Source organism: Lysobacter sp. 5GHs7-4 (assembly GCF_021284765.1).
Taxonomy (GTDB): domain Bacteria; phylum Pseudomonadota; class Gammaproteobacteria; order Xanthomonadales; family Xanthomonadaceae; genus Lysobacter.
In genome coordinates this window covers 3,110,522-3,136,252 of record NZ_CP089924.1, presented here as the reverse complement: position 1 = coordinate 3,136,252, position 25,731 = coordinate 3,110,522, and the positions used below count along the sequence as shown (strand labels likewise).

The following is a 25,731-nucleotide window of genomic DNA, read 5'->3' as shown; positions in this document are numbered from 1 at the left end:
TTCCGGTCCGTCAGCGGAGAGGTTGCTTGCCGCACGACACCGCGCCGGCCTTGCCGCTGGCGGGGCTGCCGGCCAGCGGTTGCGCATCGAAGGCGGCCAGCGTCATGTTGGCTAGGCGCGGGTTCCGGTCGCAGACCGTGTCGCCGGGGCAGGTGCGCACGTTCCAGGCGAGGTTGCCGGCGTAGTGGACGATGGCCCAGGTCCGGCCGCCGCTGAACGCGGTCAGGTCGCCGGGGCGCAGGTAGTACGGCGATCCGATCACGAGGTTGTTCGAGACCTGGATGCGGTCCGTCGGATTGCCCTCGCTGTGGCCGATCTGCACTGCGCCTTCGCCGCTGAGAGTGTTACGGCGGACGATCGCGGTGTCGTGGCCGGTCGTCACCAGTTGCAGCGTGCTGCCATCGGCGCGACACAGGTCGCGCTGCGTCATGAAGAACTTGTCCTTGAAGTAACTGCAGTTGCCCACGAGCACCGAGTTCTCGATCAGGGAGTTGCCCTTCACCTTGACCTGGTTGCCCGCGTTGGCCACGGCGCGGACGCGACGCAGCGTGACCCGGGTCGTGTCGGCGCCGTCCATGTAGCGCAGGTCGAGTCCGTCGGAGGTGTTGTGGTGGACGAATGCGTCCTGGATCAGCCACTGCCCGCCGGTGTCGGTGGTGCCCAGGCCGTCGCCGTAGCCGCCGGTCTGCTGCGCCCAGCACGCCCAGGGTTCGCCGGTGGCGACGCGTTCGCCGCAGCCGTTCCAGGCGATCTCGACCTGTCGCAGGACGATCCTGCCGGAGTTGGAACCGCCCTGGCCGATGTTTCCGTCCCAGCCCGCGGTGCCGTTGCGGTTGAGCTTGACGCGCTCGACGGTCCAGTTGCTGAGACCGCCCGCGTTGATGCCGCGCGCCGCGAGTCCGTGGATGTCGAGGTCGTGCAACCAGACGTTGCTGGAGGCACGGGCGTACAGCCCCACGCGCGCCCAGGGCATGGCGCCGGCGCAGGCCGCAGCGGGGTCGGGGTGTTTATGGACGCAATCGCTGTTGTCGGTGATTTCGAGATGGCCGACTTCCACGTTCGAGCTGCCGTCCAGGTTGAGCACGCGATGCGTGCCCGCGACGCCGACCAGCTTCGGTGTCGCGCCGGGTTTGCCCAGCAGGCGGGTCGGATTCGCGCGGCTGGGTCCGCTGGGGATGGCCTGCAGGTACCCGCCGTTGCCGATCTCGTAGGTGCCAGCGCCGATCAGCACGGTGTCGCCGCCCGCGATGCGCGCGGGACCGGAGGCGGGCAGGGCGATGGCCGGACTGTTCCAGGCGCAGTCGTTGGCGGCGCCGCGGCCGCCAAGGGCGACATCGGCGCGGCCGTTGCATTGGCCGGCATCGCCGCCGTCGGCGCGGACGTAGTAGGTTCTGCCGCCCGCCGATGTCGTCGCTATCGGGATATCGGACTCGCCAGGGAGACCCGACGGACACAGTTCCGATGGGGGTTCGGTTTCGTCGGCGCACGCGGCCAAGGACGCGAACGCGAACGCCGCGAGCGCCAGTCGTCGCGTTCGGCGATGCGCGTTCCCGATGCGGCCGCAATGGTGATGGACGATGCTGATGGCTAACCCCCTGGCCCGCGCACGAACGTCAACGGAACAAGCGCCGCGAACTTGCGGCTTGCGCGAGACGCGGCAGCGCACGGGCCGCGAGCGGGAACCGTTGGCCCGCAGGTATCGGCGTCGGAGTGGGCGCGTCGCGGACCGCCACCTCCTGGCCGGCCTGCGCCTTGAGGATGCCGTAGCGCTCCATCAGCCCGCACAGGATCCAGAAGTTCGCCATAACGACGCTGTCGAAGAAGGGGCTGCCGTACATGTTGCCCAGCGCCATCGACAGGACCGCGAACGTGAAGCCCAGCTCCAAGGTGCGCGGCGCCGACGGCGCCAGGGCAGCGGCGGAACGACGCAGCGAACCGGCCAGCCGCCATAGCCGCCAGAACACCCAAAGCAAGGCCAGCAGGCCGAGCGGCCCGCACTCGGCCAGGGTCAGCAGGAAGCCGTTGTGCGCGTCCTTGCCGGCGTAGTCGGTGTAGTTGCCGATGTGATCGCTGAAGCGTCCCAGGCCCACGCCGGCGGGATGGTCGCGCAGCATGTCGATCGTGCCGTTCCAGATCGAGAAGCGGCTGGTAGTGCTGACGTCGAGCGTCACCGAGCCGGTGCCGGAGACCTGCTGGGTCTGCTGGACGCGGTCGACGACGCTATTGGGCAACAAGGTCGCCGAGGTCGCCACGATCAGCAATGCGGCGAGCATCGCCGCAGGAATGCTGCGCGATACCAGCAGAACCATGATCGAGAACAGGCCGATCAGATAGGACTGGCGCGAATAGGTGAGCAAGATGGCCATGGCCAGAATCGCACTGCCTCCGAACGCCGCCCAGCGTACCCATCGGCGCTGCCGGAACTGCAGGGTCGGTGCGAACAGCATCGGCAGGAACATCGCGAAGAACACGCCCGCGCGGTTCGCCATCTTGATCTGGCCGAAGGGCCCGGTGGCGCGCTGGGTTTCGGAAAACTCGCCCAGGTTGAACGACCGCCCTTGCAGGACCGCTTCCAGGCCCGCTGCCACGGCGACCAGCAGCACCAGCAGGATGAGTTGCCGGGTCTGCTTCATGTCCAGGCCGCATTTCCGGTAGGCGATGTACAGCAACGGATACAGGACCGCGACCTTGGCTTCGCGCAGATCCTTTTCCACGTTGGCCAGGTCGTGCCAATGCGCCGCGATGAACCCGATCAGCATTGCCAGGAGCAGGGCGAGCAACGGCGGAATCAGGTAGGCCGGACGCCTCAGGTAGGTGGGATCGCGCTCGCCGACGAGCATCGCGATCACGAGCAAGGCGACCGAAGTGCCGACGCTGACGTCCGGCGGCAGGTGCGCCGTGTTCGGCAGCAGGATGATCGGAATGGCATAGAGCAGGCGCATCGGATCAGTCCGTCCCGCCGGCGGTGCCGGTCGCAGGTGTCCTGGATGAGGATGCGGCGTTCATTTCGCCTGGCCGCGGGCAGCGCGCACGATCGAGTCGTTGTCGGCGGAATCCTCCGTCCGCAGGCAGCGCTCGTAAACGGCCGATGTCGCGGCGCCGAGCGCGCGCTGGCTATGGTGCCGGCTCACGTGTTGGGCGGCCGCCTGTGCGAGCTGCGAGCGCAGTAGCGGGTCGGCCATGCGCGAGATCGCGGCGGCCAATGCGTCGGCGTCGTCGGGGCGGAACAGCAGGCCGGTACGCCCATCGTCGACCAGTTCGAGATTGCCGCCCACGGCCGAGGCGATCACGGGACAGCCGGCGGCCATGCTTTCGAGCAGCGCGTTCGAGAGCCCTTCGAAATGCGAGGGCAGCACCAGGAAGTCGGCTGCCTGCATCAGCGCCGTCGTATCCGAGCGCTCGCCCAGGAAGCACAGATCCGCTTCCACGCGATGCTGCACTGCCAGCGCTTCGATCGCGACCCTCAGCGGCCCGTCGCCGGCGAGCGCGATCCACGGGCGCTCGCCGGGCCGCATGATCGCCAGCGCGCGGACCAGACAGGGCAGGTTCTTGGCCGATACCAGCCGCCCGACGAACAAACCGAACGGGCGCCCGTCCGGTGCCCCGAGCGAGCGCCGGATCGACGCACGTTCATCGCGGGAGATGGCTGCCGGAATGCCGACGCCGTTGGCGATGGTCACGAACATCGCTTCAGGCCTGCCTGTGCGGCGCGCGGTAGCCTGCGCGCCCGCCTTCGAGTTGGCCACGACGGCGGCGCTTTGGCCGACGACGAGGCGCTTGAGCCACCAGAACCAGGCCGGCCTGTCCAGCGCGAAGCTGCGCTCGGATGCGACCAGGGCCGGTCGCCGGCGCGATAGAAGACGCGCTAGCACCGTCGACCATTCGGCGGTCAACGAGAAGGCGTGGACGATGGCGTAGTCGCGATCCCGCAACAGGCGTGCGTACGCGAGCAGGAACGCAAGGTCGATCCGGCGGCGCTTGGGCAGGTAGTGGACCGGAATGCCGTCGCGCCGGATCGCGTCGGCCAGGAAGGAATCGCAACGGAAGAACGCCAGCTCGGGTTCCCACCGCTGGCGATCCAGGCCTGTTAGCAGATGCTGCACCTGGCGCTGGCTGCCGCCAACTTCCATGCCGTCGATCACCACCAGCAGCCGGTCACGCCGCATTGTTGATGGCCCCCGCCATCAGCCCATGCAGCTTGAGCGCTTCCTGGCGAGCGTCGAATTCCAGTTCGACGCGTTGCCGGGCCGCGATCGACAGCCTCCTGCGCAGCGCAGCATCGTCCAGCAATCGCTGCAAGGCGTGCGCGAGCGATTCGGCGTCGCGCTCGGCCGCCAGCAGTCCATGCACTTCGTTGCCGATCAGTTCCGGCACGCCGGACACCGGGCAGCTGACGACCGGGCAGCCCGCGGCCATCGCCTCCATCAGGGCCACCGGAATACCGTCGCGGCTGCCGTTGGCGGCGATCTGGCAGGGAAGGGCGAACACCGTGGCTTTTTCCAGCGCGGCGCGCACGTATTCCTGCGGTTGCGCTCCGGCCAGTTCCACATGTTGCCGCAGCTGGTGGCGATCGATCAGGCTCTGCAGCTCCTGACGCGCCGGGCCTTCGCCGACCAGGGTGCATTGGAACAGCGTGCCGTTGTCGCGCAGTATCGCCAAGGATTCGATCAGCGTGTGGAATCCCTTTTCGGGAGACAGGCGGCCGACGCCGAGTATCCGGTTTCCGGACGGGTCTTGCGTTCTCATGGAAATCTGCCGCAGGTCGACGCCGCAGTGCACGACCTTCAGTTTGTACGGCGCCAGCGCGGAGATGTTGCGATCGAGCCAGCCGATATTGTGGCGCGAAATCGTGACCGCCAGCGCCGCTTCGGCGATCTTGCGCGGCAGCAACTGGTGGTTTCGAAATACGTCGTGCGCATGGCAGGTGAAACCGAACGGACGCCCCATGGCGCGCGCCAGCGCCCAGGCGGCTGTGGTCGGATACGTCGACCAGTGCGCGTGAATGAACTGCGGGTCGAACGCCTGCAGCCAGGTAATCTGGCTCAGGCTGCGGGTCAGGGTCGCCAGCGATTTCGCCAGCACGGCCGGCGTGCGCCAGGTGTCCACGGCGATCGTGGCGACAGCGCTGCCGACACGGACGGGATGGGCGAACAGGACGCGCAGGGTGTTCCATACCGTCGGCAGCAGGGCCGGCGGCTGGCGAACGCGATCCAGCAGCGCCGCGGCGTCCGCCTGCACCATGGTTTCGTCGGAGCGTTTCAGGGAAAGAATCCGTACGTCGACTCCGACCTCGATCAGGGTGCGGATTTCGCGAACGATGAAGGTCTCCGACCAGCTGGGAAACTGCGAGACCACGTACACGACCCGTTGCAATGGCTGGTGCGAAGCCGGCGCGAACTCCGTGTAGGCCGAGTCCTGCGGCATCGCGGCCGCAGCGCCTTCGGAGCTGGAGAAGTCATGGGTGGCCCGCGACCGCATTATCGTTACCCGACTCCTGTTCAGTAGAAACAACGTTGCCTGGCGCCATCGACGGCCAGTCGGGCGAAGGCGTCACGCTCAGCGTTGCGGCGTCCAGGTCACGATGCGTTCGCCGCGCAGGAACCGGAACAGACTGACCGCGGAGGCCAGGTTGGTCAGCAGAAAGTAATAAGGCTTGGCAAGCAGGCGCGATCTTTCGGCCAGGCGCAGCGACGTGAATCCGAGCAGACCCGAGAACAGCAGCAGCAGCTGCAGCGCCAGCAGCCACAGGTAGCGTCCCTGCAGCGCGAGCGCCAGGTTGGCGAGCAGGGCGATCGTCCAGAACACCGGCGACAGGTACCTGAGCAACTTGTGCGACCACAGCTGCCAGGCGAAGGCGCCGAATCTGAACGGGTTGAGAAAGCGCTTCTGACTCGCCAAGGCCGAGAGGCTGCGCATGCCGACGCGCACGCGCATGGCCAGTTCGCGGTCGGGATGGTCCAGGGTCTGTTCGTAACACATCGCATCGGGTTCGAGTACGGTGCGCAGGCCTTGCTCCCGGACCACCATCGCGACGACGAAGTCGCTGATCAGTTCCGGGGTGATCTCGCGGTAGGCGCCGCGACGGACCGCATACAGGCAGCCGGAAACGCCGATGAGCGAACCCAGATCGCTTTCCGCCATCCGCAGCGCGATTTCGTAGTTCCAATAGGACGTTCCGCCGCGCCCGGTCGCATCGTCGTGCTGTGCGACGTAGCTGAGGCGTCCGGCGACGCAGCCCACTTCGGGGTCGTGAAAGTTGCGCGTCATCGCCCGCAGGGCCTGCGTCTCGATCCGGGTCGTCGCGTCGGTGAAGAGCAGGACGTCCCCCGATGCCGCGGCCGCGGCCGCGTTCTGGCAGGCCGTCTTGCCCTGGCGCCCCTCGACGCGAAGCAGACGCACATTGGGAGCGTCGATATCGCGCACGGCGCGGTCGGTCCCGTCGCTGGAGGCGTCCGAGGCGACGATGACGTCGATCTGCTGCGGCGGATAGTCCAGGGCCAGCACGTTCCGGACCTTCTGCGCGATGTCCTTCTCTTCGTTGTAGGCCGTGATGATCACGGTGACGGACGGCGTCATGGCTTGCTTGCGCGACGCGCGCGGGCGCATGCGGGCCAGCGCGACCGCCAGAACCGGATAGCCCGCATAGACGTATCCCAGCACGCAGATCGAACCCCAGAACAGAACTTCGAGCATGGCCCCGGGTCCCTGCGTCAGCGTTGCCACCAGACCGTCAAGAACACGGAGTTCTCGGTATAAGCCTGATCCGGATCGTTGGACGTTCGTTTGTTGCGGATCGCCTCGGCGCTCCAACCCCAGTGCTGGGTCATCCGATAGCTGAAGCCCAGGCTGTACACGCGATCGCGGTCTTCTTCGTTTCGCGACGTGAACTCGCGATTGCGCAGCGAGCCGCTGAGGAACATCGTGACCTGGGGGCCCAGCCGATAGTCGAGCTGGAAGAACGCGCCGCGCTCGGTGCGATCGGCGTCGCCGCGATCGATATAGCGCAACTGCCTGTACAGCGGACGTACGCGGAAGCCGACGATTTCGCCGCGGTAGCGGTAGTCGAGTTCCAGATCGCGCTGCCGGTACACGCCGGACGACACCAGCGAGGACGAGGAGTCCACCAGGTCGGGAACCAGGCTTTCGTCCGGGTCGCGCAGCCGGACCACCAGGTCCTGGACCTGGTCGGCGAACTGATGGCGGGCACGCAGACGAATGCGATTACGCGAGTTCGGCTGCCACTGCACCGTCGCCCGGGCGATCGTGGTCGTGGGGTCCTCGCCGACGTCCCGGTTCAGACGCGAATGGCCCAGGTCGAACTCGTACTCGAGCTTGCGCAGCCTGCCTTGGTAACGGACGAAGGCGTCGTTTCGCCGGTAGTCGACGGCCGTCGCGGCGTCGTCGAACTTGGCCCTCGTCGATACCAGGTTGAGCGAGGCTTTCGAGATCGGGTTCAGATCGCGCTGCAGGGAAGCGGCCGCGCTATAGCGCTTGCCGTCGAAGTCGGGCGCCACCTCGGCGTGCGTGCTTGCCCCTCGCAGGTCCAGCTGAAAGCGGGTCGCATCGCCCATTCTGGCGAAGAAGCTGGGGCCGGCGAGGAAGATGTTCACCCGCTGCAGATTGCCCGGATAGCGTCCGCCGCGGAAGTTGATCGGCTCCTCGCTCAGATAGTCCTCGGCGACGAGGTTCAACCGCTGCGGCAGCAGCGACCAATTGAGCTGGCCGGCGAACTCGCTGCGGGTCTCGTCGTCGAACCGGCTGCCGAAGTAGTGGCGGCGCTCCAACTCGCCGCGCGCCTGCAGCTCTAGCGATGCCCCTTCTTCCTTGAAGTTGAAGGTCACGCGAGGGGACAGCACCGTTTCCTTGGCCTGGTTGTCTTCGCTCAGGTTGATGTTGTCGCTGTGCAGAACTTCGACCTCGAAACGATAGTCGAGCTTTCCCGCGTGCGCGCTGCCCGCGAACGCGGCCGCCGCAAGGATCGCCACGTGCAGCTTCGTCAGACGCGCGCGCGTCCGGGGGAGGGTGGGGCGCCCAGTGCGGCGATCAGGCGCTCTCATTGAAAATAACGCCGGCGAACTTAGCGGGATCGAAATTGGCGGCAGCTGCGGCGATTTCCGCGGAGGTGTTCCGGCCGTATCCCGCGACCAGGACCACGACGTCCGCCAGCTCCGAAAGGATGCGCGCATCGGGCGCACCCAGCGTGGGCGGGCTGTCCAGGAAGATGTAGCGATCTGAAAAACTGCTTTTCAGGGAATCCAGCAGAAGACGCATGCGGAACGAGGAGAAGTGCTCGGTCTCCATCTCGCTGTAGGCCGACCGTCCCGCCGGGATCAGTTTCAAGCGCGGGATGACGGTGCCGTAGATCATGTCGTCCACATCGGCATCCGGGTCTTCCAGGTAGTTGATCAGGCTGCCGCGAGAATCGTTCACCTTCAGCACCGAATGCTGGACCGGATGCAGCAGGTTGCAATCGATCAGCAGCGCGCTCTTCTCCTGCTCGAGGGTGATCGTGAGCGCGAGATTGCGCGCCACGAAGCTGCCCCCGCAGCCCGGTCCGACCGGCGCGACCAAGGTGATGAAGTTGTCCGTCGCGGTCGCCAGCAGGCGCGTTCGCAGCTCCCGGAAAGCGTTGACCAGCTGCCGGTTGGCGCCGTCGGCGAAAGGAATGATCGAGCGCTCGACCAGTTGCTCGGGCGTCAGAGTCGTGCCCCCGTCGCGGCGCGCAACGCTTTTGTTCCCATGTCTGATATCAGTCATCTTGGCCGATGCATCTGCTGCGTGGCGATTGAAATCGTTCATAGGACATCCGTCATCTTCAGGACGAACACGAGGCCGTAGATCACGGGCACGGCGGCGAACAGCATCGTTCCCAGCCGCAGCCGCTTGGCGTGCCGCTCGGACTGTTCGTGGGTCAGATGCAGCGGGATGACTCCGAGCACCGGCAAGCCCGCGTCGCGTTCGATCTGCAGCGGCGAGCGCACGCGTGGGTCATGCTTGACCAGCATCGACAGCATCGCCAGCGGGACGACGATCGCCAGCAGCAGACCGGCCACGGCGAAATGCATCAGGCGCAGGCCCGTGGCCTGCAGCGGGGTCGAGGCGGGCTCCAGGATCTGGAAACCGAGGCTGCGGCCGTCCGCGTCCAGGCTCATCGAAACACGCGCGTTCTCGCGCCGCTTGAGCAGGTCGTCGAACATCTCCTTGTTGACGTCGTGCACGCGAGTCAGCGCGGTGACGGTGCCCTCGTTGCTGATGATGCGGTTGCTGCGCTGGAGTTCCTCGCGCAGCAGCGCCTGCGCCGTGGCCAGACGCGATGCGGAGGCGGCGCCCTGGCGGCGAACTTCCGCCAACTGGGCGCGCAGCTGCTGGTAGACCGGATTCATCGACGCGGTATCGCCGGGCAGCACCGCCATCGCGGCCGAACTCGCCCCAGGATTGTTCTGCAGTTCGCGGATCTGGTTGCGGACCCGGACCACGTCGGGATGCTGGGCCGTGTAGCTCAGCATCAGACGATCCTGCTCCGCTTGCAGCGTGGCGAGCCGGACGTTGGTCTGGGTCGAGCGGGAGACGGTGTTGAGCTGGCTTTCGCGCGACAGCAGGCTCATCACCTGGCGCTCTTGCGCACCGACGTCGGCCAGATCCATGTTGGCGTTGTCGGCCGCGCGGCGCAGCTCGGCGATGCGGGCGGAAACGTCGGTGTCGACGCCCGGCATCGCGTCCGGGTTCGCGCTGCGGTACTCGCGCAGCTTGCGGTCGGCTTCGGAGAACGCGCGTTGGTAGTTCTCCACCTGCGCATCGATGAACTGATACGCGGAGCGGCTGGCGCGCGCCCTGGAGTCCAGAACCTGTTCTATCAGCGCTTCCGAGAACCGCTTGGTCACGGCGTAGGCGCGCTTAGGGTCGGAGTCCGAGTAGGTGATCTTGACCAGGCTGAGCTTCGGATCCGTCGAGCGCGTCTGGGCGCGATCGGTGACCGTGATGTCGGTGCTGTTGATGATGGAGTTGATCAGCTCCTGCTTTTGCAGCGGACTGGGGTGACCTTCCAGCCATCCGCCGGCCTTCAGCACATCCTGCATGACGGCACTGCCAAAGAGCACTTCGCGTGAAATGACGGCGCGCGCGACCTCGTTGGGCGCGGCGGTGCGTCCCTCCATGAGCGGTGCGATCGGGGTGTTGTCCTGGACCAGCACCATCGCCGACGACTTGTACGTGGACGGATTGAGCAGTCCCCACGCCAGGAACAGCAGCGCGATGAAGGCGAAGATCGTGGCCAGCGGCAGCAGATAGCGCCGGAATTCCCTGCGGCCGACCGACAGCATGGTCAGCGTCGGCAGGCGTTCCCCCGAAGGCCCCGGCAACAGCGGTTGTCCGTAGGGACTGTTCACAAGACGCGCTCCGGTACCGTGATCACGTCGCCGGGGGCGACCTTGTAGTTGGTGCTGAGATCGCCGGCATTGAGGATGTTGTCGAGCTGCACGCCGTAGGCCTGCGCGCCGTCGCCGTTCTTGCGGTGCAGGCTGGAGCGGTCGGCCGCTGCGAATTCGGTGACGCCGCCGGCGGCGAGGACCGCATCCAGCACGGTCATGCCCTGGCGATAGGGAATCGAGACCGGCGTGCGTACCGCGCCGGTGACCCGCACGCGCGACAGGTATTCGTGGCTACGCAGTTCGGTGACGATCACCGTCACCTGCGGCTCGATCACGTAAGTCGCGAGCTTTCCCTGCAGTTCCTTGGCGACGGCATCGGGGGAGCGGCCGCCGGCCATGACGTCGCCGATCAGGGGCACCGAGATCTTGCCGTCGGGACGGACCGGCGCGGTGATGCCCAGTTCGGGATTGCGCCAGACCGAGACCTGGACGATGTCGTCGACGCCGATCTGGTAATCGTCCGCGACCGGGACGACGGCCGGCGGGGCGCCCGAACTGAGCGGCCCCGAACTGGCGCAAGCGGCGAGCAGTAGGGGCAGACCCAAAGCCAGAAGGGAGGCTGCAAGGCGCATGGCGATTCTCCGATTGACCCCATTTGAACAACGCCGAGCACCGATGCGCCCGGCCAGATCCAGCGGTGGCATGAGCCCGTTCCTTCAGGCGCCGTAGTAGTCGCGGTACCAGTCGACGAACCGCGCGACGCCGACCTCGACCGGGGTCGACGGCGAGTACCCCACGTCCCGTCGCAGCGCTTCGACGTCGGCGCAGGTATCGGGCACATCGCCGGGCTGCATGGGCAGCAGGCGTCGTTCGGATTTTCGCCCCAGGCAACCCTCGAGCACTTCGATGTAGCGCAACAGCTCGACCGGCCGGTGGTTGCCGATGTTGTAGAGCCGGTAGGGCGCGTGGGAGCGGGCGGGGGAGGGCATCGCCAACGCTGGGTCGGGGTCGGGGGAGGGGACCCGATTCAGCGTGCGGACGATGCCCTCGACGATGTCATCGACGTAGGTGAAGTCGCGGCTGTGATGGCCGTGATTGAACAGGTCGATCGGCTCGCCGGCGAGGATCTTGCGCGTGAAGACGAACAGCGCCATATCCGGGCGCCCCCAAGGGCCGTAGACGGTGAAGAAGCGCAGCCCCGTGGTCGGCAGACCGAACAGATGGCTGTAGGTGTGCGCCATCAGTTCGTTTGCCTTCTTGGTCGCGGCGTACATGCTCACCGGATGGTCGACGTTGTCGTCGACCGAGAACGGAAGTTTGCGATTGGCGCCGTACACCGAGCTGGACGAGGCGTACACCAGGTGTTCGACGCCGCGGTGGCGGCAGGCTTCCAGGATGTTCAGAAACCCGACGACATTGCTGTCGATGTAGGCGCGCGGGTTTTCTAGCGAGTAGCGCACGCCGGCCTGCGCCGCCAGGTTCACGACCCGCTGGGGCGCGAACGCGGCGAATGCCTGGTCCACGGCGGCGCGGTCCTCGAGCGAGCCCAATACGAAGCGGAATTTCGTATGCGGCAGCAGACGCGCCAGGCGCGCCTGCTTCAGGCTCGGGTCGTAATACGCGTTCATGTCGTCGAAGCCGAACACTTCGTCGCCTCGCGCGAGCAGCGTCTCGCTCAGCTTCGCGCCGATAAAGCCCGCTGCCCCTGTGACCAGGACGCGCATGGCCGTTACAGACAACCGTCGACGCCGGCGCGCGGCAAGGCGCGCTTGACGTCGAAGAGCACGGCCCCGGGCACGCCCAGGCGACGGATCCGCTCCACGCCCATGGCGACGAACTCGCCATGGGCCACCGCAAGCACGATGGCGTCGTAGCGGCCAGGCTCGAGCTCGGCGACCAGGTTCACGCCGTACTCGTCGTGCGCATGGCCGGCATCGACCCAGGGGTCGTGCACGTCGACGTGGGCGTTGTAGCAGTGGAGTTCGCGAATAATGTCCACCACCTTGGTATTGCGCAGGTCCGGACAGTTCTCCTTGAACGCCAGACCCAGCACCAACACCCGCGCTTGGCTCGGTTCCCGATCGCGCTGACGCATCAGCTTCACCACCCGCCGCGCGACATGGCCGCCCATGCCGTCGTTGATGCGGCGTCCGGCCAGGATCATGTCCGGGTGATAGCCGATCTGCTGCGCCTTGTGCGTCAGGTAGTAGGGGTCCACGCCGATGCAGTGGCCGCCGACCAGGCCCGGACGGAACGGCAGGAAGTTCCACTTGGTGCCGGCGGCTTCGAGCACCTCGTGGGTGTCGATGTCGAGGCGGTGAAAAAGCAGAGCCAATTCGTTGATCAGGGCGATGTTGACGTCGCGCTGGATGTTTTCGATGACCTTCGCCGCCTCGGCTACGCGGATGCTGGACGCCTTGTGGGTGCCCGCCTTGACGATCCGCCCGTAGAGCGCGTCGACGAGCTCGGCCGCTTCCGGCGTCGAACCGGAAGTGACTTTCATGATGGTTTCCAGGCGGTGCTGCGGGTCGCCCGGATTGATGCGCTCAGGGCTGTAGCCGGCGTAGAAGTCCTGGTTGAATCTCAGGTTCGATTCGCGTTCGACGATAGGAACGCAGATCTCCTGCGTCGCCCCGGGATACACCGTCGACTCGTAGATGACGATGCCGCCGCGCCCGATCGCCCGGCCCACCGTGCGGCTGGCCGACTCCAGCGGGCGCAGGTCGGGGCGTTTGTACTCGTCGATGGGCGTCGGCACGGTCACGATGAACACGTTGCAGCCGGCCAGCGAGGCCGGGTCGCTGCTGAACGTCAGCAGCGCGGCCTCGCCCAGCGCTTCGGCCGACACCTCGCGGGTATGGTCACGGTGCTGCTGGAGCTCGGCCACGCGCGCGGCGTCGATGTCGAATCCGACGGTCGGGAACCGCTTTCCGAAGGCCGCGGCGAGCGGCAGGCCAACGTAGCCCAGGCCCAGGACCGCGATACGGGCCTCGTGCAACGAGACTAACGGCGCATTGCTTGCCAAGCGGACCTCCCCCCGATGGTCGACTTCCAAGCCGTGGTTCTGCGTCCGTACTTGCTGCTTAACGCCAGCCGCGCGCAATCACGGACAAGCGGGCGACGGACGGACGGAAGGAAGGGGGGCGGCAAGCGGCCGCAAGGCTGGACGCCCGGGCCCGCATTCCGCGTTGTCCCGGAAATACGGGCAGCAGCGGCGGACCCAGATGGCCGGCCAGACAACGATGTGCGTCCTGGTATGCGGTGGCGCCGGCTACATCGGCAGCCACGCCTGCGTTGCGTTGGCGGAGCGGGGGCATCGCGTCGTCATCGCCGACAACTTCTCGAACAGCTCGCCGCGCGTCCTGCTGCGCTTGCAGCGCATTATCGGCGCGCCGGTGGAGTGCGAGCGCCTGGACTTGCGCAGCAAGTCGGCCGTGGCCCGGTTGTTCGCGCGCCATCGCTTCGACGCCGTGATGCACTTCGCCGCGCTCAAGGCCGTCGGCGAGTCGTTCGCGCAGCCGTTGGCGTACTTCGAAAACAATATCTGCGGCGCGATCAACCTGCTGAGGGCCATGCACGAAGCGGGCGTGGCGCGCTTGGTGTTCAGCTCGTCGGCCACCGTGTACGGCGATCCGCAGAGCGTTCCGATCAACGAACAGGCGCGGCTGGACGTGACCAATCCCTATGGCCGCACCAAGCTGGTGATGGAGCAGCTGATCGACGATCTGTGCGGTACCGATGCGTCCTTCCGCGCCGCCAATCTGCGCTACTTCAACCCGGTGGGCGCGCATCCCTCGGGTCTGATCGGCGAGGATCCGTCGGGCATTCCCAACAACCTGATGCCTTACATCTGTCAGGTCGCCGCGGGGCGGCGCAGCAAGCTGAGCATCTTCGGCGACGACTACCCGACCCCCGACGGCACCGGTATACGCGACTACATACACGTCATGGACCTGGTCCGGGCGCATGTGGCGGCGCTGGACTACCTGATGCGCGGCGAAGGCAACCTCACCGTCAACCTGGGCACCGGACGCGGGATCAGCGTGCTGGAGCTGGTGCATGCCTTCGAACGCGCGTCCGGATGCAGCATCCCCTACGAAATCGTGGCGCGTCGCCGGGGCGATGTCGCGCAGGTCTACGCGGACCCGTCGCTCGCCCATCGCCTGCTCGGATGGCGCACGCGACTGGACGTACATGCCATGTGCCGCGACGCGTGGCGCTGGCAGTCGATCAATCCCGATGGCTATCAACGACCGCTGGGGAAGCTGAAGTCGTTGCCGCTCGACGCCATAGAAACAAAGGCTTGAGCCATTCGGACTGAACCGCCCGGGCGGCTGTCGGCCGTTCTGTGCGCGCTGCCTTTCCAAGGCTATCGGGCCGCCGGCGTCGCAACCCTGCCGTCGTCCGCGGTGATGGCCCAGCTCGCCGACCGGCCCGATCCGGATGCGGGGGGCGCTTCGGGCGGCAGGGCACCGCCGCCCGCGTAGGCCCGGACGCCAGGCGCGTGCGGGATCGACGGTGCGCGGCCTCAGTGGCCTTCGACCAAAAACTTCAGGGCCTCTTGGCGACCTTCCTGCCTGAGCCCTTCGCCGTGCGCGGCGAGCAGGTCGGCTTAGAAGCCGAACCAGGCGGGGTGTTGCGCAGGGTGACGTCGACGACCGGCCGCCCCGAGCCTGGCGGCGCGCAGGCGGTCTTGAACCGGTCCGTCTGGCGGTAGCTCATCGCATCGTTGACGTACGTACGCATCCCACATCCGCTGCCATGGCAGGCTGATGCAAGTCGCGGTCGGTGTGCTGGGCGTCGCCGCGCCCGAGGCGGTCTGCGCGCTTCGCGGACGAACGGTCGTGCGATTGCTGCTGCGCCGCATGACGCAGGCGACGGGCATGCTAGCTTCGGCTATCTTTTTGTGCGCAGCGTCAATTAACCCGACCGTCGTCCCGGTTCGGTGGTGTCGATGCAGCCGTTCGCACGAAGCGCGTCTAGGGGACGCGGGCGCGGTACGCGCCGCAGTCACGCAGGGTCGTCAATTCGCAGGGCCAGGTCTCCGCCGGCAGGTGCCGGCGGTTTAACAATGTCAGGGGAGGTCGCGATGAGTGCTCGCAAGTCGGCTAGCCAGGGAACACGGAACCATGGACGTCGGCGTTTGTCTTTCGCGGTGGCGGCGGCATTGGCGGCGATGACCGCCGCGCCGTTGCATGCGCAGGACACGCCGCCGGACGCAGCCAGCAAGAGCCAGGAGGAGGAAGCGACCACGCTGTCCGGGCTGACCGTGACCGCGCAGAAGCGCGAGGAAGCGCTGCAGGACGTGCCGATCGCGATCACCGCGCTGCCGCAGCAACTGCTGCAGGACACCGGCGTGCGCGACGTCAAGGATTTGCAGGTGCTGGTGCCCGGCCTGACCGTGACCAGCACCCAGAGCGAGGCGCAGACCACCGCGCGCATCCGCGGCATCGGCACGGTCGGCGACAACGCCGGCCTGGAATCGTCGGTGGGCATCGTGATCGACGGCGTCTACCGTCCGCGCAACGGCGTCGGCTTCGGCGACCTGGGCGAGATCGAGCGCATCGAAGTGCTCAAGGGCCCGCAGGGCACCGTGTTCGGCAAGAACACCTCGGCCGGCGTGATCAACGTGATCACCCGCCGCCCGGACTACAACACCAGCGTCGAGGGCGAGCTCACCGTCGGCAACTACGGCGCGCTCGGCGTGTCCGGCGCGTTCAATACCTCGATCGGCGACAACGCCGCGTTCCGCGTCTACGGCGCCAAGCGCGAGCGCGACGGTTTCGTCGACGTGCGCACCGGCGCCGGCCCGCGCCAGGAAAAGGAAGACTTCGACCAGAACTTCCATACCCTGCGCGCGCAGCTGCTGCTGGAACCCACCGAGAACCTGGACATCAACCTGATCGGCGACTTCACCAGCCGCGAAGAGAACTGCTGCGTGGGCGTGACCACCGTGCGCGGCGCGACCGGCGCGATCATCGACGCGCTGTCGCCGGATTCCGGCGTGGCGCCGGTCGCCGATCCCTACGCACGCATCGCCTACAGCAACCGCAGCACCGAACAGGACATGAAGGACAAGGGCGTTTCGGCCGAGATCAACTGGATCACGCCCTGGTTCAACAACGCCACCCTGACCTCGATCACCGCCAAGCGCGAATGGCGCGCGATCAACGGCCTGGACTTCGACTTCAGCAGCGCCGATCTGCTGTACCGCAACGCCGACGAAGACGAGTCGCTGACCGAGTTCAAGACCTTCAGCCAGGAGTTCCGCCTGACCGGCTCGACCGACAAGGTCGACTGGATGTTCGGCCTGTTCTTCTCCGACGAGGATTTGAACCGCAACGAGACCTACCGCATCGGCAACGCCTACGAGCCCTACCTGTCGACCGCGCTGCTGGCGCTGATCAACCCGGCGCTGGCGCAGTCGCCGACCGCGGCGACCTTCCTGTCGCAGACCACCGGGCGCCCGTTCGGCACCGCCTTCGCCGGCTTCGGCGCCGACGACAAGTACCGCCAGAACTCCAAGACCAAGGCTTTCTTCACCAACAACACCTGGCACGCGACCGACGCGCTCGACGTCACCATGGGCCTGCGCTACACCCAGGAGAACAAGGAGCTGGATTCGCGTTACAGCAACCCCAACGGCAGCATCGGTTGCGCGTCCTACTTCGGTCCCAACGGCCAGGTCAGCCCGGCCGCGCAGGGCCGCATCGCCGCGGCGCTGACCGGGCGCGGCCTGCCGTTCGCGTCGCTGCCGCCGGCGCAGCAGGCCGCGATCATCAGCAACATCGTCGGTTTCAGCTGCCTGCCCTGGGCCAATCCGCTGCACAACGGCCGCGTCACCCATCAGGAAAGCGACGAGAAGGAATGGTCGGGCACGCTGAAGCTGGCCTACCGCTGGAACGACCACGTCATGACCTACGTGTCGGGCGCGCGCGGCTACAAGGCCGGCGGTTTCAACCTCGACCGCGTGCAGTCGGCGAACGGCCTGTCCAGCGCGGGGCAGGGCATCGTGCCGGTCAACGACACCTCGTTCCCGGGCGAGTTCGTCAACAGCTTCGAGCTGGGCGCCAAGACCACCTGGGCCGACGGCAACCTGCTGCTCAACGCGACCTTGTTCCACCAGACCTATTCGGACTTCCAGCTCAACAGCTTCCTGGGCACCAGCTTCGTGGTGCGTTCGATTCCGGAAGTGATCTCGCAGGGCATCGACACCGAAGTGCTGTGGCAGCCGCAGAAGGGCCTGATGATCCAGGCCGGCCTGACCTATGCCGACACGCGCTACGGCGACGAGCGTCCGGGCGCCGACTTCGTCGCTCCCGGCGGCACCGCGCCGGTCGGCGCGCTGTACAAGCTGCCCGGCAGCCAGGTCAGCTTCGCGCCGTACTGGTCGGGTTCGGCCTCGATCACCTACGACTGGAATTTCGCCAGCGACCTGGTGGCGCGCTTCAACGTCGGCGCCAAGTACATGTCCGACTACAACACCGGCTCCGACCTGGATCCGGAGAAGGAGCAGGGCGCGTTCACCGTGGTCAACGCACGCGTCGCCATCGGCCGCCGCGACCGCCGTTGGATGGTCGAGCTGTGGGGTCAGAACCTGTTCGACGAGGAATACGCACAGGTCGGTTTCGACGCGCCGCTGCAGAACGTGTCGCCGCTGCCCAACAACGCCTTCAACTCGTTCAACGCCTTCCTCGGCGCGCCGCGCACCTACGGCGTGACGTTCCGGGTGTCGTACTGAGTCCGGCTCGACGCGGCGCCGGCCGCTAGCCGGCGTCCACCACGCAACCAACCAAGACGCGCGGATCGAAAGGTCCGCGCGTCTTGGCTTTTAGGCTCATCGTGGCGGCTGAGCGACGGCGCCGATCAGCAGCTGACGGTCTGCCCGCCGACGTAATCGGCCGTCACGGTGCCGGTCACGGTGATTTCGCCGGTGCACGGGTTGTGCACCGCGTGGCCGACGACCTGGCCGTCCTGGAAATAGGTGTAGGCCCAGCCCGGAGGCGGCAGCTTGCCGCCGGCGGCCGATGCGATGCCGGCGATGCCGGCCAGAACCAGGCCCAACCACAGAGTCTTCCTGCGCATGACGAACCGTCCTCCTTGATGCACGGCTGAATGCCGTGTCCGCAGGGTGCTTGCGCGGTAGCGGGTTTGCACGTCGCATCGCGTCAAAACCCGGCGCAGTTGGTGCGAAACATTCGTCGCGACGGAGCATGTTCATGTTCGCGACGATCGCTTGCGCGCGCCGCGCGACGGCGACATCGGCGCGGCGGCAACGAGACTGGCGGATCGACGCCGCGGCCGGACACCGGCGCATCGTTCCATCTCCGCCCCCCCCCGCGTTGCCCGATCGGGCAAAGCAGCCGCGCCCGCGGCCGCTATAGTGCGCGCATGACCGACGTCTCCGATGCCGCCCTGCACCAGCTCGCCGAGCAACTCGGCGAGGCCGCCCGCAGCCACCACCACATGCTGGTCACCGCCGAAAGCTGCACCGGCGGCTGGATCGCCAAGACCCTGACCGACATCGCCGGTTCCTCCGGCTGGTTCGAATGCGGCATGGCCGCCTACAGCTACGAGGCCAAGCAGTCGCTGCTGAGCGTGCGGCCGCAGACCCTGGAGCAGTTCGGCGCGGTCAGCCGCGAGACCGTGATCGAAATGGTTTCCGGCGCGTTGGCCAACACCGGCGCCACGCTGGCGGTCGCGGTCACCGGCATCGCCGGGCCGGGCGGCGGCACCGAGGACAAGCCGGTCGGCACGGTCTGGATCGCCTGGAAGCGCCGCGGCGGCTACCCCAAGGCCGAGGTCTTCCATTTCGCTGGCGACCGCGAGGCGGTGCGGCGCCAGACCGTGGCGGCCTCGTTGCAGGGCATGCTGGCGCTGGCGACCTGAGCCCGGTCGCCACGCCCATCGCTCAGTCCAGCGCGCGTTCCCATATCTGGCCGACCAGGTCGTGGCCGAAGCTGTGGTGCGGGTATTGCTCGATCAGGTGGAAGCCGCGTTGTTCGTAGATCCGGCGCGCGCCGATCAGGATGTCGTTGGTCCATAGGCGCATGCGCGCATAGCCGGCCGCGCGCGCGAACGTCAGGCAGGTATCGACCAGGCGGCCGCCCACGCCCAGCCCGCGCGCGCGCGGATCGACCAGCAGGCAGCGCAGCTGCGCGGTGTCGGCCTGCTCCTGGTTGCGCACCACGAACACGCAGCCGACCCGTTCGCCGTCCAGTTCGGCGATCCAGCAGCGCTCGCGCTGCGGATCGTGCTGGTTGGCGAAGTCGGCGAACAGCTTGGCGACCAGCGCTTCGAAGTCCTGATTCCAGCCGTATTCGTCCGCATACAGACGGCCGTGGCGCTCGATGGCCCAGCCCAGGTCGCCGATGCCGCGCTCGCGGATCAGCAGGCGCTGTGCGGCCGGCAGGGTCTGCGGCGTCAGCGCGTCCTCGATGTCGACGAACGCGTGCAGCAGGCGATCGCGTTGCGGCGGCGACAGCGGCGCGAGCATGTCCGCGGTGAGTCGGTGCGAGCTGCGATCGAGTTGCGCATAGGCTTCGCGCCCCAGCGCCGAGAGGGTCAGCACGTAGCTGCGCGCGTCCTGCTCGGAACGCGTCTTGGCGATCAGCCCCGCGTCGACGAAACCCTGCAGGATCCGGCTCAGGTAGCCCGGGTCCAACTCCAGCGCATCGCCGATCGCGCGCGCCGCCACCGGTTCGCGCTGCGCGAGTTCGAACAGCACGCGCGCCTGGGTCAGCGAGTAGCCGCTGTCCAGCAGGCCTTCCCGCAGCACCCCGATGCGGCGCGTGTAGTAGCGATTGAAGGCGCGGACGGCTTCGACCTGGGCGGTCTCGACTTCGGCGGCCATGGCGGTCTCGGGGCGGGGTTGGGCGTCCACTGTCCGAGATATATTTGACTTAGTCAAATAAAATCCGGACGAGCGGCCTTGATCCGACCGGTTGTTAGTAGTAATACTGCTAACCATGGACCTGACCGATACCCAGCAAGCCATGCTCGCGCTGATCGCGGAACGGATCGAAGCCGAGGGGTTCCCGCCGTCGCAGACCGAAATCGCCAAGGCGTTCGGCTTCAAGGGCGTGCGAGCCGCGCAGTACCACCTCGAGGCGCTGGAGGCGGCGGGCGCGATCGAGCGCACCCCGGGCCGCGCGCGCGGCATCCGCGTGCTGCAGCCGCCGCCCTCGCAGCAGGGCCGGCTGGCCCTGCCGGCCGCCAACGACGAGGCGCTGCGCCTGCCGGTGCTGGGCCAGGTCGCGGCCGGCAGGCCGATCGGTTCCGGCGCTCAGCTCGACGCCGACAACTACGTCCTGCTCGACCGCAACATGTTCTTTCCGTCGCCGGACTATCTGCTCAAGGTCAAAGGCGATTCGATGCGCGACGAGGGCATTTTCGACGGCGACCTGATCGGCGTGCACCGCACCGGCGATGCGCGCTCGGGCCAGATCGTGGTCGCGCGCATCGACGACGAGATTACCGTCAAGCTGCTGAAGATCGGCAAGGACCGCATCCGCCTGCTGCCGCGCAACCCCGACTACGCGCCGATCGAGGTCCAGCCCGATCAGGATTTCGCGATCGAGGGCTTGTACTGCGGTTTGGTGCGGCCCAACCGGTGAGCGCGACCGGCACGAATGCTCGCTCGCGGTTCGGGTATGGGCTGGGTCGCGTCGGAATTTCCCGGCGCGCGCCGCGGAGAAATCCGACAAGCGCGTGGGGGCTAGTCCAACTGCGGCGCCCCCGGCCGGCGACATAAATTTTCATCGAGGGCGCGACGGTCTCAATCCGTGCGATCCGCGTCCTCTACAGTGACTTCCAACACGACACCGACTCTTTAAGGACACACCACGATGGACGAGAACAAGAAGCGCGCCCTGTCGGCCGCCCTGGGCCAGATCGAGAAGCAGTTCGGCAAGGGCTCGGTGATGCGCATGGGCGACCGTGCGGTCGAAGCCGCCGAGGTCATCGGCACCGGTTCGCTGATGCTCGACATCGCGCTCGGCATCGGCGGCCTGCCTAAGGGGCGCGTGGTCGAGATCTACGGTCCGGAATCCTCGGGCAAGACCACCCTGACCCTGCAGGCCATCGCCCAGTGCCAGAAGAACGGCGGCACCGCCGCCTTCATCGACGCCGAGCACGCCCTGGACCCGATCTACGCGGCCAAGCTGGGCGTCAACATCGACGACCTGCTGGTCTCGCAGCCCGACACCGGCGAGCAGGCGCTGGAAATCGCCGACATGCTGGTGCGTTCGGCGGCGGTGGATATGGTCGTGGTCGACTCGGTCGCCGCGCTGACCCCCAAGGCCGAAATCGAAGGCGAAATGGGCGACCAGCTGCCGGGCCTGCAGGCGCGTCTGATGTCGCAGGCGCTGCGCAAGCTGACCGGCAACATCAAGCGCTCCAACACCCTGGTGATCTTCATCAACCAGCTGCGCATGAAGATCGGCGTGATGATGCCGGGCCAGAGCCCGGAAACCACCACCGGCGGCAACGCGCTCAAGTTCTACGCCTCGGTGCGCCTGGACATCCGCCGCATCGGCGCGATCAAGAAGGGCGACGAGATCATCGGCAACCAGACCAAGATCAAGGTCGTCAAGAACAAGATGGCGCCCCCGTTCAAGCAGGTCGTCACCGAAATCCTCTACGGCGAAGGCATCTCGCGCGAGGGCGAACTGATCGACATGGGCGTGGAAGCCAAGCTGGTCGAGAAGTCGGGCGCCTGGTACAGCTGCGGCGACGAGCGTATCGGCCAGGGCAAGGAAAACGCACGCCAGTACCTCAAGGAAAACCCCGAGGTCGCCACGCGCCTCGAAGCCGCGCTGCGCGAGAAGTTCGTGCCGGCCGAGGCCAAGCGCGACGAAGCCGGCGAGGACGGCGCGGAAGATTGAGGCAGGGGGCGCCGGCGGGATCCGCCGGCGTCCGGCCTGGGCCTGAGACCGACTGGACATGCACGACGACCCACCGCCGAAGACCTCGCCGCAGGCCGATTCCGGCCAGGACGGGGCTCCCGAGGGCGAACGTTCCGGGCGCCGCCGCGGCGGTCGCGAGCAGAGCCCGACCCAACGCGCCCTGGGTCTGCTGACCCGGCGCGAGCACTCCAGGAAGGAGCTGCAACGCAAACTCACCTCGCGCGGCATGGACGCCGCGCAGGTCGAGACCGCCATCGAGGCCCTGTCCGGCCTGGGCTGGCAGGACGACGGCCGTTTCGCCGAAAGCCTGGTCCGCAGCCGCGCCAACGGCGGTTACGGCCCGATCCGGGTCCGTGCCGAGCTGGCCACCCACGGCCTGGACAGCGAGGCCATCGCCCGCGCGCTGGACAGCTACGACGGCGACTGGCTGGAGAACGCGCGCGACCTGGTCCGGCGCCGCTACGGAGAGGCCTTGAGCGAGGATCCGGCCCTGCGCCGCAAGGCCGCCGACTTGCTGATACGCCGTGGTTTCGACGGCGAACGGGTGCGAAAAGCGACTCGTTTCGATTCGGACGACTGAACGCAAGCCGAAAACGGCTGCGGACCCCGCGCAACCTGGCCCGGAGCCTGTTAGGCTACGCGGCTTTCGGGTTTTGGGTTGCCTGTTCCAGTCGACGCCCCCATCGTGAGGGCAGAGGGCCTGGGCCATCAGTCCAGACCGGTCCTATCGAGTCGAGTTCGCGCGTCAGGCATGAAAACCACCAACGAAATCCGTAGCGATTTCCTCGAGTTCTTCCGCGGCAAGGGTCACACCATCGTTCCGTCTGCGCCCCTGGTGCCGGCCAACGACCCGACCCTGCTGTTCACCAACTCGGGCATGGTCCAGTTCAAGAACGTGTTTCTCGGCAGCGAGAAGCTCGGCTACGTGCGCGCGGCCGACGTGCAGCGCTGCCTGCGGGCCGGCGGCAAGCACAACGACCTCGACCAGGTCGGTTACACCGCGCGCCACCACACCTTCTTCGAGATGCTGGGCAACTGGTCGTTCGGCGACTACTTCAAGGAAGACGCGATCGCCTGGGCCTGGGAGCTGCTGACCGGCGTCTGGGGCCTGGCGCCCGAGCGCCTGCTGGTCACGGTCTACCACACCGACGACGAAGCCTTCGACATCTGGCACAAGAAGATCGGCGTGCCCGCCGATCGCATCGTCCGCATCGGCGACAACAAGGGCGCGCCCTACGCCTCGGACAATTTCTGGCAGATGGCCGACACCGGCCCCTGCGGCCCGTGCACCGAGATCTTCTACGACCACGGCGAGCACATCGCCGGCGGCCCGCCGGGTTCGCCCGACGAGGACGGCGATCGCTACATCGAGATCTGGAACCTGGTGTTCATGCAGTTCGACCGCCAGCCCGACGGCAGCCTGGTGCCGCTGCCGGCGCCCTGCGTCGACACCGGCATGGGCCTGGAGCGTCTGGCCGCGGTGCTGCAGCACGCGCACAGCAACTACGAAATCGACCTGTTCCGGCGCCTGATCCAGGCCGCCGCGGAATTCACCTCCACCGCCGACCTGGACAACAAGTCGCTGCGCGTGATCGCCGATCACATCCGCGCCTGCTCGTTCCTGATCGTCGACGGCGTGCTGCCGTCCAACGAAGGCCGCGGCTACGTGCTGCGCCGGATCATCCGCCGCGCCCTGCGCCATGGCTGGATGCTGGGCCAGAAGCAGCCGTTCTTCCACCGCATGGTCGCCGCGCTGGTCGAAGTCATGGGCGACGCCTATCCGGAACTGCCGGCCAAGCGCGAGCTGGTCGAGCGCGCGCTGCAGGCCGAAGAGGAGCGCTTCGCCGAGACCCTGGACTCGGGCATGCGCATCTTCGACGAGGTCGCCGCACGCTCCCAGGATGCGATCCCGGGCGCCGACGCGTTCCGCCTGTACGACACTTACGGTTTCCCGGTCGACCTGACCGCCGACATCGCGCGCGAGCGCGGCCTGTCGGTGGACATGGCCGGCTTCGACGCCGCGATGGAAGAGCAAAAGCGCCGCGCGCGCGAAGCCGGCAAGTTCGGCAACGCCACCACCATGCCGGCCGAACTCGCCGCGCAGCTGGCGCCGACCCAGTTCCTGGGCTACGAGCGTCTGACCGAGGGCGGCCTGGAAGTCGTGGCCCTGCTCAAGGACGGCCGCCCGGTCGATCTGATCGAAGCCGGCGACGAGGCCGTGGTCATCCTCGACCGCACCCCGTTCTATGCCGAAAGCGGCGGCCAGGTCGGCGACGCCGGCGAGCTGGACGAGGCGGGCACCCGTTTCCTGGTCCGCGACACGCAGAAGTTCGCCGGCCAGTTCCACGGCCACGTCGGCCGTCTGGCGGCCGGCACCCTGCGCCGCGGCGACCGCGTGCTGGGCGCCGTCGATGCGCCGCGCCGCGCCGCCACCGTGCTCAACCATTCCGCCACCCACCTGCTGCACGCCGCGTTGCGCCAAGTGCTGGGCGACCACGTGGTGCAGAAGGGCTCGCTGGTCGCACCCGACCGCCTGCGTTTCGACTTCGCCCATTTCCAGCCGCTGACCGATGCCGAACTCGCGCAGATCGAGCGCCAGGTCAACGCCGAGGTGCGCGGCAATCACGCCGCCGAAGTCCATCAGATGGGCATGCAGGAAGCCCTGGATTTCGGCGCTCTGGCGCTGTTCGGCGAGAAGTACGGCGACCGCGTGCGCGTGCTGCGCATGGGCGAGACCTCGACCGAGCTCTGCGGAGGCACCCATGTCTCGCGGACCGGCGATATCGGACTGTTCAAGATCCTCGCCGAAGGCGGCGTGTCGGCCGGCGTGCGCCGGATCGAGGCGCTGACCGGGCAGGGCGCGCTGGATCACGTCGCCGAGGAGGAGCAGCGCCTGGAAGAGGCCGCTCGCCTGCTCGGCGGCAACCCGTCGGACCTGTCCGACAAGCTGCGGGCGCTGTTGGACCGGCAGAAGAAACTCGAACGCGAACTCGAAACCATCAAGGCGAAGGCGGCCTCCGGGGCCACCTCCGACCTGGCCGCCTCGGCGGCCGAAATCCAGGGGGTCAAGGTCATCGCGACCCGCCTGGAAGGCTTCGACGCCAAGGCCCTGCGCGAGGCGGTCGACCGCCTCAAGCAGCAGCTGGGCGACGCGGTGATCCTGCTGGCAGGCGCCAGCGAGGGGAAGGCGGCCTTGGTCGCAGGAGTGAATGGAAGCGCGACCGGCAAGGTCAAGGCGGGGGAACTGCTCGCCCACGTAGCCGGTCAGATCAACGGTAAGGGCGGCGGCCGCGCCGACATGGCGCAGGGCGGCGGAGACGACGGCCCTGCCTTGTCCCAGGCCCTGGCGGGTGTCGCGGGCTGGGTCGAGAGTAGGTTAATCTGAACGGCGAACAGTGACTTCTATCGCTTGCGGCCGATTTTGGCCGCTGGCTAAGATGGTTCACGTTTGTGTACAA

20 protein-coding genes are annotated in these 25,731 nt (G+C 67.3%); 7 read left to right on the top strand and 13 right to left on the bottom strand.

Annotation, left to right across the window (positions count from 1 at the left end):
* Positions 1–10: 10 nt before the first annotated feature.
* The 11 genes from LVB77_RS14150 to LVB77_RS14100 all read right to left on the bottom strand — a co-directional run bounded on the left by LVB77_RS14150 (position 11) and on the right by LVB77_RS14100 (position 13,392).
* On the bottom strand, positions 11–1,666 hold the full coding sequence (locus LVB77_RS14150; protein ID WP_232906732.1) for a hypothetical protein: 1,656 nt from the start codon (positions 1,664–1,666) through the stop codon (positions 11–13).
* Entirely contained in the window at positions 1,614–2,942 is a 1,329-nt protein-coding gene (locus tag LVB77_RS14145; protein WP_232906731.1) for an O-antigen ligase family protein, read from the bottom strand. The genes LVB77_RS14150 and LVB77_RS14145 overlap by 53 nt, the downstream gene beginning before the upstream one ends.
* Before the next feature lie 60 nt (positions 2,943–3,002).
* Entirely contained in the window at positions 3,003–4,166 is a 1,164-nt protein-coding gene (locus LVB77_RS14140) for a glycosyltransferase (protein ID WP_232906730.1), read from the bottom strand.
* Positions 4,156–5,478 carry a glycosyltransferase gene (locus LVB77_RS14135; RefSeq protein ID WP_232906729.1) on the bottom strand — a complete coding sequence of 441 codons (1,323 nt, stop codon included), beginning with the start codon at positions 5,476–5,478 and terminating at the stop codon, positions 4,156–4,158. The genes LVB77_RS14140 and LVB77_RS14135 overlap by 11 nt, the downstream gene beginning before the upstream one ends.
* A 78-nt stretch (positions 5,479–5,556) precedes the next feature.
* Positions 5,557–6,693 (bottom strand): glycosyltransferase family 2 protein, encoded by a 1,137-nt coding sequence (locus tag LVB77_RS14130; RefSeq protein ID WP_232906728.1) that lies wholly within the window; start codon positions 6,691–6,693, stop codon positions 5,557–5,559.
* Between the two features lie 17 nt (positions 6,694–6,710).
* On the bottom strand, positions 6,711–7,985 hold the full coding sequence (locus tag LVB77_RS14125) for an outer membrane beta-barrel protein (protein WP_232906727.1): 1,275 nt from the start codon (positions 7,983–7,985) through the stop codon (positions 6,711–6,713).
* 58 nt (positions 7,986–8,043) lie between these two features.
* On the bottom strand, positions 8,044–8,799 hold the full coding sequence (locus LVB77_RS14120; RefSeq protein ID WP_232906726.1) for a CpsD/CapB family tyrosine-protein kinase: 756 nt from the start codon (positions 8,797–8,799) through the stop codon (positions 8,044–8,046).
* Positions 8,796–10,319 carry a hypothetical protein gene (locus tag LVB77_RS14115; RefSeq protein WP_232906725.1) on the bottom strand — a complete coding sequence of 508 codons (1,524 nt, stop codon included), beginning with the start codon at positions 10,317–10,319 and terminating at the stop codon, positions 8,796–8,798. The genes LVB77_RS14120 and LVB77_RS14115 overlap by 4 nt, the downstream gene beginning before the upstream one ends.
* A 62-nt stretch (positions 10,320–10,381) precedes the next feature.
* Positions 10,382–10,999, bottom strand: a complete 618-nt coding sequence (locus LVB77_RS14110) for an XrtA/PEP-CTERM system exopolysaccharide export protein (RefSeq protein ID WP_232906724.1) — start codon at positions 10,997–10,999, stop codon at positions 10,382–10,384.
* An 84-nt stretch (positions 11,000–11,083) separates the two neighbouring features.
* A complete protein-coding gene (locus tag LVB77_RS14105) occupies positions 11,084–12,091 on the bottom strand; it encodes an NAD-dependent epimerase (protein ID WP_232906723.1) in 1,008 nt (335 codons plus the stop codon).
* A 5-nt stretch (positions 12,092–12,096) separates the two neighbouring features.
* The gene (locus LVB77_RS14100; protein WP_232906722.1) at positions 12,097–13,392 is read right to left on the bottom strand and encodes a nucleotide sugar dehydrogenase; all 1,296 of its coding nucleotides are present in this window, start codon (positions 13,390–13,392) and stop codon (positions 12,097–12,099) included.
* Between the two features lie 217 nt (positions 13,393–13,609).
* On the opposite strand from LVB77_RS14100, the gene galE reads away from it, so the two are divergent.
* Positions 13,610–14,674, top strand: coding sequence for a UDP-glucose 4-epimerase GalE (gene galE, locus LVB77_RS14095; protein ID WP_232910300.1), 1,065 nt, complete (start codon positions 13,610–13,612; stop codon positions 14,672–14,674).
* A gap of 836 nt (positions 14,675–15,510) precedes the next feature.
* A complete protein-coding gene (locus LVB77_RS14090) occupies positions 15,511–18,108 on the top strand; it encodes a TonB-dependent receptor (protein WP_232906721.1) in 2,598 nt (865 codons plus the stop codon).
* 125 nt (positions 18,109–18,233) lie between these two features.
* Here the strand turns inward: LVB77_RS14090 and LVB77_RS14085 are convergent, their stop codons facing one another.
* Complete coding sequence (locus LVB77_RS14085; protein WP_232906720.1) at positions 18,234–18,452, bottom strand: hypothetical protein; 219 nt, start codon at positions 18,450–18,452, stop codon at positions 18,234–18,236.
* Between the two features lie 306 nt (positions 18,453–18,758).
* Between LVB77_RS14085 and LVB77_RS14080 the strand changes: the two genes are divergently transcribed.
* On the top strand, positions 18,759–19,256 hold the full coding sequence (locus LVB77_RS14080) for a CinA family protein (RefSeq protein WP_232906719.1): 498 nt from the start codon (positions 18,759–18,761) through the stop codon (positions 19,254–19,256).
* 22 nt (positions 19,257–19,278) lie between these two features.
* On the opposite strand, the gene LVB77_RS14075 is transcribed toward LVB77_RS14080, so the two are convergent.
* Positions 19,279–20,220, bottom strand: coding sequence for a bifunctional helix-turn-helix transcriptional regulator/GNAT family N-acetyltransferase (locus LVB77_RS14075; protein WP_232906718.1), 942 nt, complete (start codon positions 20,218–20,220; stop codon positions 19,279–19,281).
* A gap of 115 nt (positions 20,221–20,335) precedes the next feature.
* Here LVB77_RS14075 and lexA point away from each other — a divergent pair, with 115 nt between their 5' ends.
* From lexA to alaS, 4 genes are all read left to right on the top strand, one after another.
* On the top strand, positions 20,336–20,983 hold the full coding sequence (lexA, locus tag LVB77_RS14070; RefSeq protein ID WP_232906717.1) for a transcriptional repressor LexA: 648 nt from the start codon (positions 20,336–20,338) through the stop codon (positions 20,981–20,983).
* Between the two features lie 231 nt (positions 20,984–21,214).
* Positions 21,215–22,252, top strand: coding sequence for a recombinase RecA (gene recA, locus LVB77_RS14065; RefSeq protein WP_232906716.1), 1,038 nt, complete (start codon positions 21,215–21,217; stop codon positions 22,250–22,252).
* Positions 22,253–22,310: 58 nt separating this feature from the next.
* A complete protein-coding gene (gene recX / locus LVB77_RS14060) occupies positions 22,311–22,853 on the top strand; it encodes a recombination regulator RecX (protein WP_232906715.1) in 543 nt (180 codons plus the stop codon).
* Positions 22,854–23,024: 171 nt separating this feature from the next.
* Positions 23,025–25,658: an alanine--tRNA ligase gene (alaS, locus tag LVB77_RS14055; protein WP_232906714.1), complete on the top strand. Its 2,634-nt coding sequence runs from the start codon at positions 23,025–23,027 to the stop codon at positions 25,656–25,658.
* Positions 25,659–25,731: the final 73 nt, after the last annotated feature.

Bases quoted from the DNA above. Each gene is read 5' to 3' on its own strand.
- LVB77_RS14085 (WP_232906720.1), bottom strand. From the start codon at position 18,452: ATGCGCAGGAAGACTCTGTGGTTGGGCCTGGTTCTGGCCGGCATCGCC.
- LVB77_RS14105 (WP_232906723.1), bottom strand. From the start codon at position 12,091: ATGCGCGTCCTGGTCACAGGGGCAGCGGGCTTTATCGGCGCGAAGCTG.
- LVB77_RS14120 (WP_232906726.1), bottom strand. From the start codon at position 8,799: ATGAACGATTTCAATCGCCACGCAGCAGATGCATCGGCCAAGATGACT.
- LVB77_RS14140 (WP_232906730.1), bottom strand. From the start codon at position 4,166: ATGCGGCGTGACCGGCTGCTGGTGGTGATCGACGGCATGGAAGTTGGC.
- LVB77_RS14115 (WP_232906725.1), bottom strand. From the start codon at position 10,319: ATGCTGTCGGTCGGCCGCAGGGAATTCCGGCGCTATCTGCTGCCGCTG.
- recA (WP_232906716.1), top strand. From the start codon at position 21,215: ATGGACGAGAACAAGAAGCGCGCCCTGTCGGCCGCCCTGGGCCAGATC.
- galE (WP_232910300.1), top strand. From the start codon at position 13,610: ATGTGCGTCCTGGTATGCGGTGGCGCCGGCTACATCGGCAGCCACGCC.
- LVB77_RS14080 (WP_232906719.1), top strand. From the start codon at position 18,759: ATGACCGACGTCTCCGATGCCGCCCTGCACCAGCTCGCCGAGCAACTC.
- LVB77_RS14135 (WP_232906729.1), bottom strand. From the start codon at position 5,478: ATGCGGTCGCGGGCCACCCATGACTTCTCCAGCTCCGAAGGCGCTGCG.
- alaS (WP_232906714.1), top strand. From the start codon at position 23,025: ATGAAAACCACCAACGAAATCCGTAGCGATTTCCTCGAGTTCTTCCGC.
- LVB77_RS14075 (WP_232906718.1), bottom strand. From the start codon at position 20,220: ATGGCCGCCGAAGTCGAGACCGCCCAGGTCGAAGCCGTCCGCGCCTTC.
- recX (WP_232906715.1), top strand. From the start codon at position 22,311: ATGCACGACGACCCACCGCCGAAGACCTCGCCGCAGGCCGATTCCGGC.
- LVB77_RS14110 (WP_232906724.1), bottom strand. From the start codon at position 10,999: ATGCGCCTTGCAGCCTCCCTTCTGGCTTTGGGTCTGCCCCTACTGCTC.
- LVB77_RS14130 (WP_232906728.1), bottom strand. From the start codon at position 6,693: ATGCTCGAAGTTCTGTTCTGGGGTTCGATCTGCGTGCTGGGATACGTC.
- lexA (WP_232906717.1), top strand. From the start codon at position 20,336: ATGGACCTGACCGATACCCAGCAAGCCATGCTCGCGCTGATCGCGGAA.
- LVB77_RS14145 (WP_232906731.1), bottom strand. From the start codon at position 2,942: ATGCGCCTGCTCTATGCCATTCCGATCATCCTGCTGCCGAACACGGCG.